We start from the raw sequence: 14,902 nt of genomic DNA, 5'->3' as shown, positions 1-14,902 counted from the left end.
ATACAACTCGATTTATTCCAATCAGCAAATATTAAATTGGAAACGCCAAAAAGAATGAATCAAGTGAATTATAAACCACAGCCGTATGTTTTCAGAAAAGCAAGAAAAAGAATTGAAACTTTATTCTCGCAACTGTGTGACCAATTTTTAATTAGAAGAAATTATGCTAAAACTTTTGAGGGATTTAAAACTCGAATTCTAGCCAAAATAACAGCATTAACTCTAGTTCAATATATCAATAAATTTATCTTTGATAGACCAATAAATAAAATCAAAAATCAATTAATTTAATTTCACCCAACGGGTTAAGATATTATTTTCATACATGAAAATTAGTTCAAATCAGAGAATAAAAAATGCTTCAATTTTGAAGCTTTTTTTTATTAAAACGAATAAACTAATCCCACACCGAGTATTTGCTTAAGCTGAACTTTTGGTCCTTTAATCACTTGAACTCCGTTTACTTCCTCTTTTGATTTAATATCGTCATCATAAACGATATGTGTTCCTATATTCGCTTTTACATACTGATTTACGGTCATATCTAATTGCAGTTGCCAGTCAACATCAATATTTCCAAAATTATTAATATAATCTGTGTATAATGCGATTCTGTGTTCTAACATAATGTTTTTATATACTTCTGTTTTCCATTGGTTTGTAACTAAGATTCCGGTTTCATTTCTTATGTTTTTACCTTCCTTAATAAGATTGCCAAATTCATCATAAATAGCTTTTTCAACTCCAAAAGCACCTTGATTTGCTAACCTTTGATCGAAAACCATAGTTGTTTTCTGCGTTAAAGGAGAAAGATATAGGTTAAGATTCAAATCTTTTCTTGAATATTCCGCTCCAATACCTAAGAATGTATAAGCAGGTGCAAATGGCTTTGAAATAGCTAAATCAGTATTTGGGTAGGCATAACCATTTGCGAACTGTGTGTTAAAATTAAATTTACCAGCATAATACCAATTCGAAATAGTGTCTGTTCGATATCCAAATGTAGAGTTTATTTGTAATTGGTCATCTGTTTTTCTAACATCTTGTTTTTCTTGTTTGTTTATTCCGTAGCGCGCAATTAATTCGTTTTTCCAATGAATGTTTTCTTTAACATACGTACGAATAAACTGTCCTTTTAGAAGTCCCGAAACAGAATTATTTCCTCCAGCATTCCAGTTTACAAAAGTTATCTGTGAAATGTCTAAACCTACTTTATTTTCTTTTTTCCAATATGAAATTGAATCTGGTAATTTAGTTCTAATAATTTGCGCTGAAGATTGTAAACAAAAAACCAATAGCCCAAATAGGTAAACTTTTTTAAACATCTGAATAAGTATTAAATAATTGTTTTAAATGATTAACGTCGATTTTGCAAAGTTGTTGTAACTCAAAAACTGTTCCATGCTCTATAAATGAATCAGGAATTCCTAAATTTATGATTGATTTATTTAGATTATTCGTCGCAATAATTGCACTGATTTGTTCTCCAAAACCACCTGTAATTATGCCATCTTCGATAGTAATAATCTGTTCGTGAGAATTTATAATGGATTTAACAGTATCAATATCTAATGGCTTTATAAATGGAAAATGATAATGTGAATATAGTTTCGAATTTTCAACATCTTTCAAGGCTTTAGTTACATTATTACCAATAGTTCCCGTAGATAAAATCGCAACTTTACTTCCTTTTTGAAGTTCTTTTATCTTTCCGATTTCCATTTTCTCAAAAGGTTGTTCCCAATTCACATTTTCGCCTCTTCCTCTCGGATAGCGAATGGCGATAGGATGATTTAAACCTTTTGAAGCCGTAAACATAATATTTCGCAATTCGATTTCGTCTTTTGGAGCGGCAATAATCATATTCGGAATGCAATTCAAATACGCAATATCAAATACGCCATGATGCGTTGCACCATCTTCACCCACTAATCCAGCTCTGTCTAAACAAAAAATAACCGGTAAATTTTGCAAAGCCACATCGTGAATCACTTGGTCATAAGCGCGTTGTAAAAAAGTGGAGTAAATATTACAAAAAACTACCATTCCTTGTGTTGCCATTCCAGCAGCCAAGGTAACGGCGTGTTGTTCAGCTATTCCTACGTCAATTGCACGTTTTGGAAAAGCTTCCATCATATAGGTCATGGAACTTCCTGTAGGCATGGCCGGAGTAATTCCAATGATTTTTTCGTTTTGTTTTGCTAATTCTACCAAAGTATGTCCGAAAACATCTTGAAATTTTGGAGGTAAATGCGATTCGTCTTTCGGATGGATTTTTCCAGTTTCAGCATCAAACTTTCCTGGTGCGTGATATTTTACTTGATCTTCTTCCGCCAATTGCAATCCTTTGCCTTTGGTAGTTATCACATGCAAGAATTTCGGACCTTTTACTGATTTTAGTCGTTCTAATTCCGAAATCAATTTAGGTAAATCATGACCATCAATCGGACCTGAATAATCAAAATTCAAAGATTTGATGATGTTGTTTTGCTTTGGGTTTTTTCCTTCTTTTACAGCGGTTAAATAATCTTTCAAAGCGCCAATACTGGGGTCAATTCCAATCGCATTATCATTTAAAATCACCAACAAATTAGCAACGGTAACTCCCGCATGATTTAAGCCTTCAAAAGCCATTCCGCTTGCAATCGAAGCGTCACCAATTACTGCAATATGTTGCTTGTCAACTTCTCCTTTTAACTGTGAAGCCAACGCCATTCCTAAAGCAGCTGAAATCGAAGTGGAAGAATGTCCAACGCCAAACGTATCATAAATACTTTCACTTCGTTTAGGAAAACCTGAAATTCCGTTTAATTCTCTATTCGTGTGGAAAATGTTGCGTCTTTCGGTTAAGATTTTGTGTCCGTAAGCTTGATGACCTACATCCCAAACTAGTAAATCTTCTGGTGTGTTGAAAACATAATGCAATGCAATCGTTAATTCTACAACGCCTAAACTCGCGCCCAAATGCCCTTCTTTCTTGGAAACAATATCAATGATAAAGTCTCTCAATTCTTTGGCCAATTGAGGTAATTGATTTTCAGGAAGTTTCCTTAAATCGGTTGGGTTGTTAATTTTTGAAAGCAAATTTTCCATCACAGCACAAAAGTAAGAATTGGTTGTTGTATTTTTGTACTTATGGAGAATATTTTTACCGACGCCTTTTTTATGAAGAAAGCCTTACAAGAAGCCGAAATTGCTTTTGAAAAAGGTGAAATTCCAGTGGGAGCTGTTATTGTGATAGATAATCGCGTCATTGCAAGAACACATAATTTAACAGAATTGCTTCATGATGTCACCGCTCATGCCGAAATGCAAGCCATAACCAGCGCTGCGAATTTCATCGGAGGAAAATATTTGAAAGATTGCACTTTATATGTGACTTTAGAACCTTGTCAAATGTGCGCCGGCGCTTTGTATTGGTCGCAAATTTCAAAAATTGTTTTTGGTGCTTCCGATGAAAATCGTGGTTTTCAAAAAATGGGAACTCAATTACACCCGAAAACTCAAGTAATTTCAGGTGTTTTAGAAAAAGAGTGTAGTGATTTGATGAAGGCTTTTTTTAAAAATAAGCGATAAATTTTTGTAAGGATTTTATTCAAAAAATATTTTTATATTTACATAAGAATTTGCATGGTTTTTGTTATTGCTAATTTGAGAACAAAAACAAACTAACTCTCTAATCTCCTTCCAAATGAAAACAACTCGTTTTTTACAATTGATATTTGTATTGATTGTAGCTTTGTCGTGCTCTAAAAGCGCTAAAGATTTCAATTCTGATTTCTCTCAGTTCAAAGCGTATATTCTCAACTTTAGTTCGGGATTGGTCTCGGCAAACAGCGACATTAGAGTAGTTTTAGCTTTTGACAAAAAAGAATGGACAGCCAACGAAGAGTTAGATGAAAATCTGTTTACCATTAGCCCAAGTGTTGATGGAAAAGTAGTGGCGCTTTCTAATAATACCATCGCTTTTATTCCAGAAAAAAAATTAGATCAAAACAAAGAATATCAAGTTACACTGCATTTGTCGGAATTAACTAATGTTCCAAGCAAATTAAAAGATTTCAACTTCACTATTAAAACCATAAAGCAAGATTTTATGGTAACCACCAATGATTTACAATCGTATAGTAAAGATTACCAATATTTAAACGGAGTAATCACATCGAGTGATGATTTGGATTTTGAAACCGCTAAAAAACTTATTTCTGTTAATCAAGAAGATAAATCGGTTAAGGTTAAGTTTGTCAAAGAATTAAGCAATAAAAAGGAATACAAGTTTGTAATCGACAGCATTAAAAGACAAGTTGAAGACAGTAAAATTAAAATTTCATGGGATGGAACTCCATTTGATATCGATCAAAAAGGCGAAATGCTTTACGATATCCCTGGAAAAAGTAATTTTAAAATAGTTTCGGCTGAAGTTGAGAAAGACAATAATCAAGTCTTATTATTAAACTTTTCTGATCCTTTAAATAGAGATCAAGATTTTTCTGGTTTAGTGCAAGTTGAATCGGCTCTTAATTTACGTTTTGCAACAGCAGGAAATTTATTGAAAGTGTTTTTCAACGAACCTTTAAAAGGCGAACTTTTAGTAGAAGTTTTTCAAGGAATTGAAAGCGAAGACGGCTATAAAATGAAACAAAACTTCTCCGAAAAAGTTACTTTCGAACAAGTAAAACCTGGAGTTCGTTTCATAAAAAGCGGAACCATTTTGCCAAGTTCTAACAACTTAAAAATCAATTTTGAATCAGTGAATCTGAGTGCGGTTGATGTTAAAGTGTACCAAATTTACAAAAACAACATTCTTCAATTCTTGCAAGATAATGAACTAAATGGAAGTCAAAATCTAAGAAAAGTAGCGCAGCCAATCGTTAAAAAAACGATTGCACTAAATAAAAACAAATTACAAAATTCCAGTAAATGGAATGCGTACGCGATTGATTTATCTAAAATAATTACACCAAATCCAGGCGCAATTTATCGTGTTGAAATATCGTATAAACGTAAATATTCGCTTTATAAATGTACTTCGGCTTACGTTGACGAAGGAAATGAAGAAGAGGAAGAACAAGACGATGAAGTAAGAAGTAGTCAAGATTATTACGACGATTACTATTACGAAGGCTATGATTGGTACGAAAGAGAAGATCCATGTACCGATTCGTACTATTACAACAACACCATTTTTACAAATGTTATCGCTTCTGATTTAGGAGTTATAGCAAAACGTGGCGGAAACGGTTCGTATGTTTTTGCCGTGAACAATATTGTTTCTACGCAACCTGTTGCATCAGCTAAAATTGAATTGTATAATTTCCAACAACAACTTTTAGGAACTATCACAACCGATAGCGAAGGAATAGCAAAAACCGAGTTGAAAAAATATGCCTTTTTTGCGATTGTTACCAAAGACAAAAACACCACTTATGTAAAGCTAGATGAAGGGCAATCCTTGTCGGTAAGTAATTTTGATGTAGGTGGCGAAGAATTACAAAAAGGCTTAAAAGGTTTTATTTATGGTGAAAGAGGCGTTTGGCGTCCAGGCGATACTTTGCATTTGGCTTTTATGTTGAATGATGTGGAAAGCAAATTAGAAAAATCGCACCCAATTACTTTTAAGTTAAGCGATCCGCAAGGAAAAATGCGTTACCAAATGGTTCAAAAATATAACAGTTTAAACCATTATAAATTCAAATTAGCCACAAAAGACAGCGATCCAACAGGAAATTGGGAAGTGAAAATTTCGGTTGGTGGCGTACATTTTTACAAAAGCATTAAGATTGAAACGATCAAACCAAACCGTTTAAAAATCAAGAACAGTTTTGCTGATAAACAACTTTCGGGCAATAGATTAAACGGTGGCGAAGTCGAAGTAGCTTGGTTACATGGAGCGGTTGCGAAAAATTTGAAAGTAGAAATGCAAGCTAAATTTCTAGAACAACAAACTGTTTTCAAAAAATATGAAAAATATGATTTTGATGACGAAGTACGTAAATTCTACACCGAAGAAGTAAACGTTTTTTCAGGAAAAGTTAATGATTTAGGAAAAGCTAAAGTTGCGATTCAACCTAAAATCACAAGTCAAGCGCCAGGAAAACTGAAAATGGTTTTTCAAACAAAAGCCTTTGAAAATGGAGGTGATTTTAGTACTGATGTGGCGACAGTAACGTTTTCACCATTTAAAACTTACGTTGGAATAAAAGCTCCAGAACCAAACAAATACGGCTTATTGGAAACCGATAGAGTAAATCGCTATGATATCGTGACTTTAGATGAATTAGGTAAACCAAAATCGGTTAAAAATTTAGAAGTTCGTGTCTATAAAGTCGAATGGCGTTGGTGGTGGAATTCTGACGGAGATGATTTATCACAATACAATTCTTCGGAAGTAACAACCGCTTATAGAAACTACGTGGTTTCAACTGATACCTCAGGAAAAGCAAGCGTTCAATTTAAAATTCCAGAAGCCGATTGGGGAAGATATTTAATTCGTGTTGAAGATACGAATGATGGTCACGCAACGAGTTTAACTTCTTATATCGATTGGCCATATTGGTCAGGAAAATCGCGTCAAGGAAGTAGCGAAACGGCAAATATGTTGGTGTTTACAACTAATAAAGAGAAATACAATGTTGGAGAAAACGCAATCGTTTCTTTCCCGTCAAGTGAAGGAGGAAGAGCTTTAATTTCGATTGAAAATGGTTCGAAAGTCATCAAAACACTTTGGGCAACCACTAAAAAAGGCGAAACGCAAGTGGAAGTTCCTATCACAGGTGATATGGCGCCAAATGTATATTTTCATATTTCGTTGTTAAAACCACACGCTTCTACGATAAACGATACGCCAATTAGAATGTACGGAATTTTACCAGTAGAAGTCATTAATAAAAATACTGTTTTAGAGCCAGAAGTATCAATTCCTGCGGTATTAAAACCAGAACAAAAAACTATCGTAAAAGTTAGTGAAAAATCAGGCAAAGAAATGACCTACACCATTGCAATTGTAGATGATGGTTTGTTAGATTTAACCCGATTTAAAACTCCAAATGCGTGGGAAAAATTCTATTCAAGACAAGCGCTTGGCGTAAAAACTTGGGATGTTTATGATGATGTTATTGGTGCTTATGGTGGAAAAATCAATCAAATTTTCAGTATTGGTGGTGACCAAGATTTAGCGGGTGGAAATGCGAAAAAAGCCAATCGATTTAAACCCGTTGTCATTTATTTAGGACCATTCAAATTGGAAAAAGGTCAAACCAAATCGCATACGATTACATTGCCAAATTACGTTGGTTCTGTACGAACAATGGTTGTAGCGGGTGATGCAAAAACAAGTGCTTACGGAAGTGTTGAAAAAACATCTTTTGTGAGAAAACCTGTTATGGTGTTAGCTTCAGTACCAAGAAAAATTTCTCCAAACGAAAGAATAATGTTGCCTGTAACTGTTTTCGCAATGGAAAACCAAGTGAAAAACGTTAATGTGCAATTAAAAACAAATAACGGAGTACGAATTATCGGAAATGCAACTCAAAATGTAAGTTTCAGTTCGCCAGATGAAAAAGTAGTCTACTTTAATTTAGAAGTTGGAAGCGCAACAGGTATCGGAAAAATAGAAGTCATTGCCACATCAGGAAAAGAAAAATCGACCTATGCTGTGGAAGTTGATATTACGAATCCAAATCCAGTTACCAATGATTACGTAGACATGGTAATTCCGGCAAACGGCTCCAAAACAATTAATTGGAAAACGTTTGGAGTTGCAGGAAGTAACAAAGCAAGATTAGAAGTTTCGTCTTTTCCAACCATTAATTTCAATGGACGATTGAGTTATTTGATTCAATATCCACATGGTTGTGTGGAGCAAACGACATCGGCTGTATTTCCACAATTATATTTGGCTGATATTATGGATGTTGATGCGAACAAAAAAGCAGAAATTCAACGAAATATCAATGCTGGAATTCAAAAATTAGGCAATTTCCAACTATCAAATGGTGGATTAAGTTATTGGCAAGGAAATAATTATGTAGATGATTGGGCAACTTCTTATGCGGGACATTTCTTAATTGAAGCTGAGAAAAAAGGCTATGTTTTACCAATCGGATTTAAAAATAAATGGATATCGTTCCAACAATCCGAAGCTAAAAAATGGCGATTCAACGCACAGTATCGTAACGATTTTGCACAAGCGTATCGTTTATATACGCTAGCATTAGCAGGTTCAGCCGATATGGGTTCAATGAACAGATTAAGAGAAACCACTGGAATCTCAAACGAATCTAAATTGCGATTAGCAGCCGCTTATGCTTTAGCTGGTCAAAAGAAAGCCGCGTTATCTTTGATAGGAACAACAACTACGCAAGAAGATAAACGATATGCAGATTATTACTATGGTTCGGAAGAAAGAAATAGAGCTATGGTTTTAGAAACGTACATTTTGGTAGATAACAAAACGAAAGCGTATGAAATGGCAAACAAATTAGCTAAAGATTTATCGTCTAATCGTTATATGAGTACGCAAACAACAGCTTTTGGATTGTATGCGATGTCAAAATTTGCTCTTAAAAACGGAGGAAAAGGTGTTAATATGACGTATTCAGTAGCTGGAAAATCAGATACAGTGAGTTCTAAAAAATCATTTGTGGATAGAAATTTAGTAGTAAAACAAGGTTCTAATTCAGTAACGATTCAGAATAAAAACAGCGGAACACTTTATGTTCGTGTATTAAATAGTGGCATTTTACCTGTTGGACAAGAAAAAGAAATTCAGAAAAACTTCTCAACATCAGTAGTTTATAAAGATAGAAAAGGTAATACCTTGAACTTGAGTTCTGTAAAACAAGGAACCGAAATTGTAGCTCAGGTAACTATTAGAAATCAATCGGATGAAACATTAGAAAATGTAGCTCTTTCGCAAATTGTTCCTTCTGGATTTGAAATTATGAATTCACGTTATACCGATTTTGGAAGTTATGCCGAAAACAAAGCCGATTACATTGATATTCGCGATGATAGAACACAATTCTATTTCGGAATTAGAGCTGGTGAAACCAAAACGTTTACCATGTTGTTAAATGCCACTTACTTAGGAAAATATTATTTCCCAGGAGTGCAATGTGAGGCGATGTACGACAATAATTATTTGGCAAGAACCAAAGGACAATGGGTGCAAATAGTGAAAGAGTAAGTTGGTTTACTCGATTAAAAACTAAAATTAGGAATAATAAAATTAAAACTGCCATAAGCTTATTGCTTGTGGTGGTTTACTATTTTTCACTCCCAAGACAACTATTCGAAAACAACTATTCGACCGTAATTGAAAGTCAAGATGGGCAACTTTTAGGAGCTAAAATCGCTTCCGATGGTCAATGGCGTTTTCCAGAAAGTGATAGTGTGCCACATAAATTTCAAAAATGTATTGTTGCTTTTGAAGACCAACATTTTTATAAGCATTTTGGGTTTAACCCGATTTCCATGTATCATGCTTTTAAGCAAAATCGAAAAGCAAATCGTGTGGTTCGTGGTGGAAGTACATTAACCCAACAAGTGATTCGTTTGCACCGAAAAGGAAAGTCGCGTTCCTATTTTGAAAAAGTAATCGAAATGATTCTCGCAACCCGATTAGAATTTCGCCATTCGAAAGATAAAATTTTAGAACTGTATTGTGCTCATGCGCCTTTTGGAAGTAATGTAGTAGGGTTAGAAATGGCATCTTGGAAATATTTCGGGTTACAGCCGCATCAATTATCATGGGCGGAAGCAGCTACTTTAGCGGTTTTACCTAATGCGCCAAGTTTAATTTATCCAGGAAAAAATCAGGAGCGATTATTAGCAAAACGTAATCGATTGCTAAAGAAATTATACAATGATAAAGTCATTGATAAAGCAACTTACGAATTATCATTGCAAGAAAGTTTGCCTCAAAAACCGTTTGATGTGCCACAAATCGCGCCTCATTTGGTTCAAAAAGTAGCAAAGGAACATCCAGCTGAAAAAATAAAAACCACCATTCAATTGGATTTGCAAGAACGCACGAACGAAATTGTAAAACAATATTATAACTATTACAAGCAAAATCAAGTGTATAATATTTCTGTTTTGGTGGTTGATGTAAAAACGCGTAACGTAATTACATATGTTGGAAACAGTCCAACCGACAAAGAACATCAAAAAGATGTCGATGTCATTGAAGCGCCACGAAGTACAGGCAGTATTTTGAAACCGTATTTGTACGCCGCCATGCTGAATGATGGTTATATTTTGCCACAAACTTTGGTTCCTGATGTTCCAACCCAAATTTCAGGGTATTCGCCTCAGAATTTTAATTTAACTTATGATGGCGCTGTTCCTGCGAGTAGAGCTTTGGCGCGTTCATTGAATATTCCGTCGGTTTTGATGTTGCAAGATTATTCTGTGAATCAGTTTTATGAAAAATTGCAACAATTGAAGTTGCGAAATGTGAATCGTCAGCCTTCAAATTACGGCTTATCCTTGATTTTAGGAGGAGCGGAATCGAATTTATGGGATTTGTGTAAAGCCTATGCTTATATGTCTTCCACGCTAACGTATTTCAATCAAAACGATGCTAAATATCGAAAAAATGAAATGCAAAATTTGAATTACGATGCTAATTTTCAACCTGATTTTGGCAGTAGTTCGCGTCAGAAAAACATTTTTGGTGCTGGCGCTATTTGGCAAACATTCAATGCGATGAAAGAAGTCAACCGACCTGAAGGTGATGAAGCTTGGAAATTCTACGATTCTTCATTAGAAATCGCATGGAAAACAGGAACAAGTTTTGGAAGTAGAGATGCTTGGGCAATTGGTGTAACTAAAGATTACGTAGTAGGAATTTGGGTTGGAAATGCTACAGGTGAAGGAAGACCATTATTAACTGGAGTTGATAGTGCAGCTCCGATTTTATTTGATGTTTTCAGATTATTGCCAAAATCGAAATGGTTTGAAATGCCCTATAACGATTTAGATCCTGTTGAAGTTTGTGAGCTATCGGGTTATTTAGCGCAAGACCATTGTCCGAAAACAAAACAATGGATTCCAAAAACAGCGAAAAAAACGGATAATTGTCCGTATCATAAAATCATTCATTTAGATAAAAGCCAGCAATTTAGAGTGAATAGTAATTGCGAAAGTGTTGATGAAATGGTGGTTAAATCTTGGTTTGTTTTGCCTCCGGTTATGGAATGGTATTATAAAAGTAAGAATGTAAACTATCAAAATTTACCGCCTTTTAGAAGCGATTGCGTTGATGCTTTACAAGACAAACGTATGGATTTTATCTATCCAAAAGCTAACACTAAAATCATATTAACTAAAGATTTTGAAAGTAAAGTGCAGCCGACTATCATCAAAGTAGCACATTCTAATTCAGATGCGGAGTTATTCTGGTATTTAGATGATAAGTATGTAGGAAATACAAAAACCTTTCATGAGAAACCTATTTTTGCTACAACTGGATTTCATGTTATTACTGTGGTAGATGAATTTGGTAACGAAATCAGGCGAAAAGTTCAATTTGAAAGTGAATAAAATCAAAAAAACCGCCAATCTTTCGAAAGGCGGTTTTTTAATTTATTTAATTTCATTTCCTTCTTTGTCAAAGAAATGGTATTCTAGATACGTGTAAGCGTCACGAGGTATAATTTTCACCCATTTCTTATGCTCGAAAAACCATTTCGAACGTAAGGATGGAAAACCTTTAGTAAGGTATGCTGCCACAAATGGGTGTACGTTAAGTACAACTTTTTTATGGTCTTTTATAATGCGTTCAAGGTCAGACGCTATTTTGTCGATAATTAAAATTGGAGCTTCAATTTCCCCATTTTCATTGTTTGGGTCTTCTTCTCTTGTTTTAATATTAACTTCTGGTCTAACTCTTTGTCTAGTAATTTGAATTAATCCAAATTTGCTAGGAGGCAAGATTTTATGCTTGGCCTTATCGTCACTCATTTCTTCTCTTAAGAAGTCGTACAATACTTTGCGGTTTTCTGGATTTTGCATATCAATGAAATCCACCACAATAATTCCGCCCATGTCTCTAAGTCTTAACTGACGTGCAATTTCAGCTGCAGCAATCATATTAACTTCTAGAGCAGTATCTTCTTGGCTAGTTGCTTTGCTTGAACGATTTCCACTGTTCACGTCAATAACGTGTAAAGCTTCGGTATGTTCAATAATCAAATAAGCACCTTTGCTCATGGAAACTGTTTTTCCAAAAGACGTTTTTATTTGTCGTTCAATATTGTATTTCTCAAAAAGAGGCAGTTCCTTAGACTGATAGTGTTTTACGATAGACACTTTGTCGGGAGCTATTTCTTGCAAATACTCCTTCGTTTCAAGATACAAATCTTCATCATCAACATGAATACCAGTGAAGGTGTCATTAAATACATCTCTTAAGATAGAAGAAGCTTTGTTAAGTTCTCCTAATACTTTTGATGGATGATGTGCAGTTTGTAATCTTCTGCTCATTGCTGACCAACGGTCGAGCAGTGTTTGTAAATCTTTATCAAGTTCGGCTACTTTTTTGCCTTCGGCTACTGTTCGCACAATGACACCGAATCCTTTTGGTTTGATAGATTGAACCAATCGTTTTAATCTGTCTTTTTCTTCTCTCGATTCTATTTTTTGTGAAACGGAAACTCGGTCTGAAAAAGGAACTAAAACCACATATCTTCCAGCTAAAGAAATCTCAGAACTAATTCTAGGACCTTTAGTCGAAATAGGCTCTTTCACCACTTGAACTAAAACGGATTGATTGGCGCTAAGAATATCGGTTATAGTGCCATCTTTATCAATTTCAGCTTCAAAAGGAAAATTTTTGAGTGAATAATCTTTTAATTTACCTGCGCTTACAAGTTTAATAAATTTCATCAAAGAAGGTAAGTTAGGACCTAAGTCGTGATAATGCAAAAAAGCATCTTTTTCATGACCTAAATTCACAAAAGCGGCATTTAAACCAGCCACAGGTTTACGGATTTTAGCGATAAAAATATCACCAACCGCAAAATTGCTTTGCTTTTCTTCTTCTTTGTGTAATTCTATTAGTTTTCCATCTTTTAATAAGGCAAAATCTACAGCGTCTGAACCAGATCTAATAATTAACTCTTTGTTCATGCAGTACATTTTTATCCATTCGCCAAAGCGAACAGATGGATTAAACATTTTTTACAGGCAGTTGTACCTGGGAATCAATATTTAAATTGATTCATTTCAATGAACTTTTTTCTAAAAAAGAAAAAGTAGTTTTAAACTACTTTTTCTTTTTATGACGGTTTGCTCTCGCTCTTTTCTTACGTTTGTGAGTTGCTACCTTATGTCTTTTTCTTTTTTTACCACTTGGCATAACATGTTGGTGTTTAGATTAATAAATAGTTTTTATACTGTAACTTCTGTTTTTTCTTTAACGCTTTCTACAAACACTTTAGCAGGTTTAAATGCTGGAATGTTGTGTGCAGGGATTTTAATTGTAGTATTTTTAGAAATGTTTCTTCCTGTTTTTTCAGCTCTTGTTTTGATAATGAAACTTCCAAAACCTCTTAAATAAACATTGTCACCAGTTTCTAACGAGTTTTTCACTTCTTCCATAAAAGTCTCAACTGTTGCTTGAACATCTCCTTTTTCAAGTCCTAATTTTTCTGAAATTTTCGCTACGATATCTGCTTTCGTCATTTTCTTTCGTATTTATATTTTGTGTATTTTTTTGAGTTTGCAAATATAAGAATTAAAAAAACAATAATTCAACCTTAATTGATTAAATTTTAATTACTAAAGATTTATTTTTGTTGTCCCAATATAAAATCATGGAATTTTCTAACTCTTTAATTCATTGGTATTTACAAAACAAGCGCGACTTACCATGGCGAAATACGACCAATCCGTATTGGATTTGGCTCTCAGAAATTATGCTACAACAAACGCGAGTGGCGCAGGGTTTGCCTTATTTTCTGTCTTTTACTGAAGCTTTTCCAACCGTTTTTGACTTAGCTAATGCTGATGAAGAACAAGTCTTAAAATTATGGCAAGGTTTAGGCTACTATTCAAGAGCTAGAAACCTTCATGCAACTGCAAAATACATCGCTTTTGAATTAAATGGCGAATTTCCATCTAATTATAAAGACTTATTAAAATTAAAAGGAGTAGGTGGATATACCGCTGCAGCTATTGCTTCTTTTTCATTCGAAGAGCCTGTTGCGGTGTTAGATGGTAATGTGTTCCGCGTTTTGAGTCGCTATTATAATGTAGCAAGTAATATTTCATTGCCAAAAACTAAAACCGAATTCCAGCAATTAGCACAAGAAGTGTTGGATAAAAACAATCCAGCCATGTTTAACCAAGCAATTATGGAGTTTGGTGCGTTGCAATGTGTTCCGAAAAATCCAAATTGTGAGGCTTGTGTATTAAATTCGAGTTGTGCTGGACTTCAATATAAAAAAGTAAACGAACTTCCGGTTAAAAGTAAGAAAACGAAAGTCACACCACGCTATCTAAATTATCTCATTTTAAAAGATTCGGATTCCAATTTTATCGTTCAAAAGCGTGAAGGAAAAGGAATTTGGGAAAACTTATATGAATTTCCGGTTTTTGAAACCAAAAGGCAATTGTCGGAAAATGAAATTATTGAAGAAGTTTCCAAAATGGAATTCTTTAGTTTGAAGCCTGTTGAGGTTATATCACTTCACAACGATGTTAAACTGCATAAGTTATCGCACCAACATTTGAATATTCGCTTTTTTCAAGTACAATTCGATTCAAAATTACCTGATTCAAAACCAATTACGGAAATTGAAAAACTTCCTTTTCCAATAGTAATTCACAATTTTATCGTTGCAAATTATTGTAATTCACTTTAAATTACTATTTTTGATTAACCCTAATAAACATA

9 protein-coding genes are annotated in these 14,902 nt (G+C 34.3%); 5 read left to right on the top strand and 4 right to left on the bottom strand.

Translation table 11 applies throughout. The annotated features are described in order from the left end of the window. Positions 1 to 291, top strand: a 291-nt coding sequence (locus BP92_RS0106735; protein WP_026725361.1) for a transposase, incomplete at its 5' end; no start/stop codon positions are given. A gap of 92 nt (positions 292 to 383) precedes the next feature. Here BP92_RS0106735 and BP92_RS0106730 read toward each other — a convergent pair. Then, positions 384 to 1,325, bottom strand: a complete 942-nt coding sequence (locus BP92_RS0106730; protein ID WP_150111881.1) for a DUF3078 domain-containing protein — start codon at positions 1,323 to 1,325, stop codon at positions 384 to 386. Then, on the bottom strand, positions 1,318 to 3,093 hold the full coding sequence (locus tag BP92_RS0106725) for a 1-deoxy-D-xylulose-5-phosphate synthase (RefSeq protein WP_035693024.1): 1,776 nt from the start codon (positions 3,091 to 3,093) through the stop codon (positions 1,318 to 1,320). Before BP92_RS0106725 ends, BP92_RS0106730 begins: the two co-directional genes overlap by 8 nt. A 42-nt stretch (positions 3,094 to 3,135) precedes the next feature. Here BP92_RS0106725 and BP92_RS0106720 point away from each other — a divergent pair, with 42 nt between their 5' ends. The 3 genes from BP92_RS0106720 to pbpC all read left to right on the top strand — a co-directional run bounded on the left by BP92_RS0106720 (position 3,136) and on the right by pbpC (position 11,547). Then, positions 3,136 to 3,576 (top strand): nucleoside deaminase, encoded by a 441-nt coding sequence (locus tag BP92_RS0106720; protein ID WP_026725358.1) that lies wholly within the window; start codon positions 3,136 to 3,138, stop codon positions 3,574 to 3,576. 115 nt (positions 3,577 to 3,691) lie between these two features. After that, complete coding sequence (locus BP92_RS0106715) at positions 3,692 to 9,187, top strand: alpha-2-macroglobulin family protein (protein WP_026725357.1); 5,496 nt, start codon at positions 3,692 to 3,694, stop codon at positions 9,185 to 9,187. Next, positions 9,163 to 11,547: a penicillin-binding protein 1C gene (gene pbpC, locus BP92_RS0106710; RefSeq protein ID WP_026725356.1), complete on the top strand. Its 2,385-nt coding sequence runs from the start codon at positions 9,163 to 9,165 to the stop codon at positions 11,545 to 11,547. The genes BP92_RS0106715 and pbpC overlap by 25 nt, the downstream gene beginning before the upstream one ends. A 42-nt stretch (positions 11,548 to 11,589) precedes the next feature. Here the strand turns inward: pbpC and BP92_RS0106705 are convergent, their stop codons facing one another. Further along, positions 11,590 to 13,134, bottom strand: coding sequence for an Rne/Rng family ribonuclease (locus BP92_RS0106705; RefSeq protein WP_026725355.1), 1,545 nt, complete (start codon positions 13,132 to 13,134; stop codon positions 11,590 to 11,592). Positions 13,135 to 13,395: 261 nt separating this feature from the next. Further along, positions 13,396 to 13,689, bottom strand: a complete 294-nt coding sequence (locus tag BP92_RS0106700) for an HU family DNA-binding protein (RefSeq protein ID WP_008254909.1) — start codon at positions 13,687 to 13,689, stop codon at positions 13,396 to 13,398. Positions 13,690 to 13,820: 131 nt separating this feature from the next. Between BP92_RS0106700 and mutY the strand changes: the two genes are divergently transcribed. Further along, a complete protein-coding gene (gene mutY, locus BP92_RS0106695) occupies positions 13,821 to 14,870 on the top strand; it encodes an A/G-specific adenine glycosylase (protein ID WP_026725354.1) in 1,050 nt (349 codons plus the stop codon). The last annotated feature ends 32 nt before the right edge of the window (positions 14,871 to 14,902 follow it).

This window comes from Flavobacterium sasangense DSM 21067, from assembly GCF_000686885.1.
GTDB classification, from domain to species: Bacteria; Bacteroidota; Bacteroidia; order Flavobacteriales; family Flavobacteriaceae; genus Flavobacterium; species Flavobacterium sasangense.
Note: the sequence above shows the minus strand (reverse complement) of the source record. Positions and strands in the feature narration are given on the sequence as shown.

Excerpts from the sequence above, each read along its gene's own strand:
- BP92_RS0106730 (WP_150111881.1), bottom strand. The coding sequence starts at position 1,325 with ATGTTTAAAAAAGTTTACCTATTTGGGCTATTGGTTTTTTGTTTACAA.
- BP92_RS0106725 (WP_035693024.1), bottom strand. The coding sequence starts at position 3,093 with ATGGAAAATTTGCTTTCAAAAATTAACAACCCAACCGATTTAAGGAAA.
- BP92_RS0106720 (WP_026725358.1), top strand. The coding sequence starts at position 3,136 with ATGGAGAATATTTTTACCGACGCCTTTTTTATGAAGAAAGCCTTACAA.
- BP92_RS0106715 (WP_026725357.1), top strand. The coding sequence starts at position 3,692 with ATGAAAACAACTCGTTTTTTACAATTGATATTTGTATTGATTGTAGCT.
- pbpC (WP_026725356.1), top strand. The coding sequence starts at position 9,163 with ATGGGTGCAAATAGTGAAAGAGTAAGTTGGTTTACTCGATTAAAAACT.
- BP92_RS0106705 (WP_026725355.1), bottom strand. The coding sequence starts at position 13,134 with ATGAACAAAGAGTTAATTATTAGATCTGGTTCAGACGCTGTAGATTTT.
- BP92_RS0106700 (WP_008254909.1), bottom strand. The coding sequence starts at position 13,689 with ATGACGAAAGCAGATATCGTAGCGAAAATTTCAGAAAAATTAGGACTT.
- mutY (WP_026725354.1), top strand. The coding sequence starts at position 13,821 with ATGGAATTTTCTAACTCTTTAATTCATTGGTATTTACAAAACAAGCGC.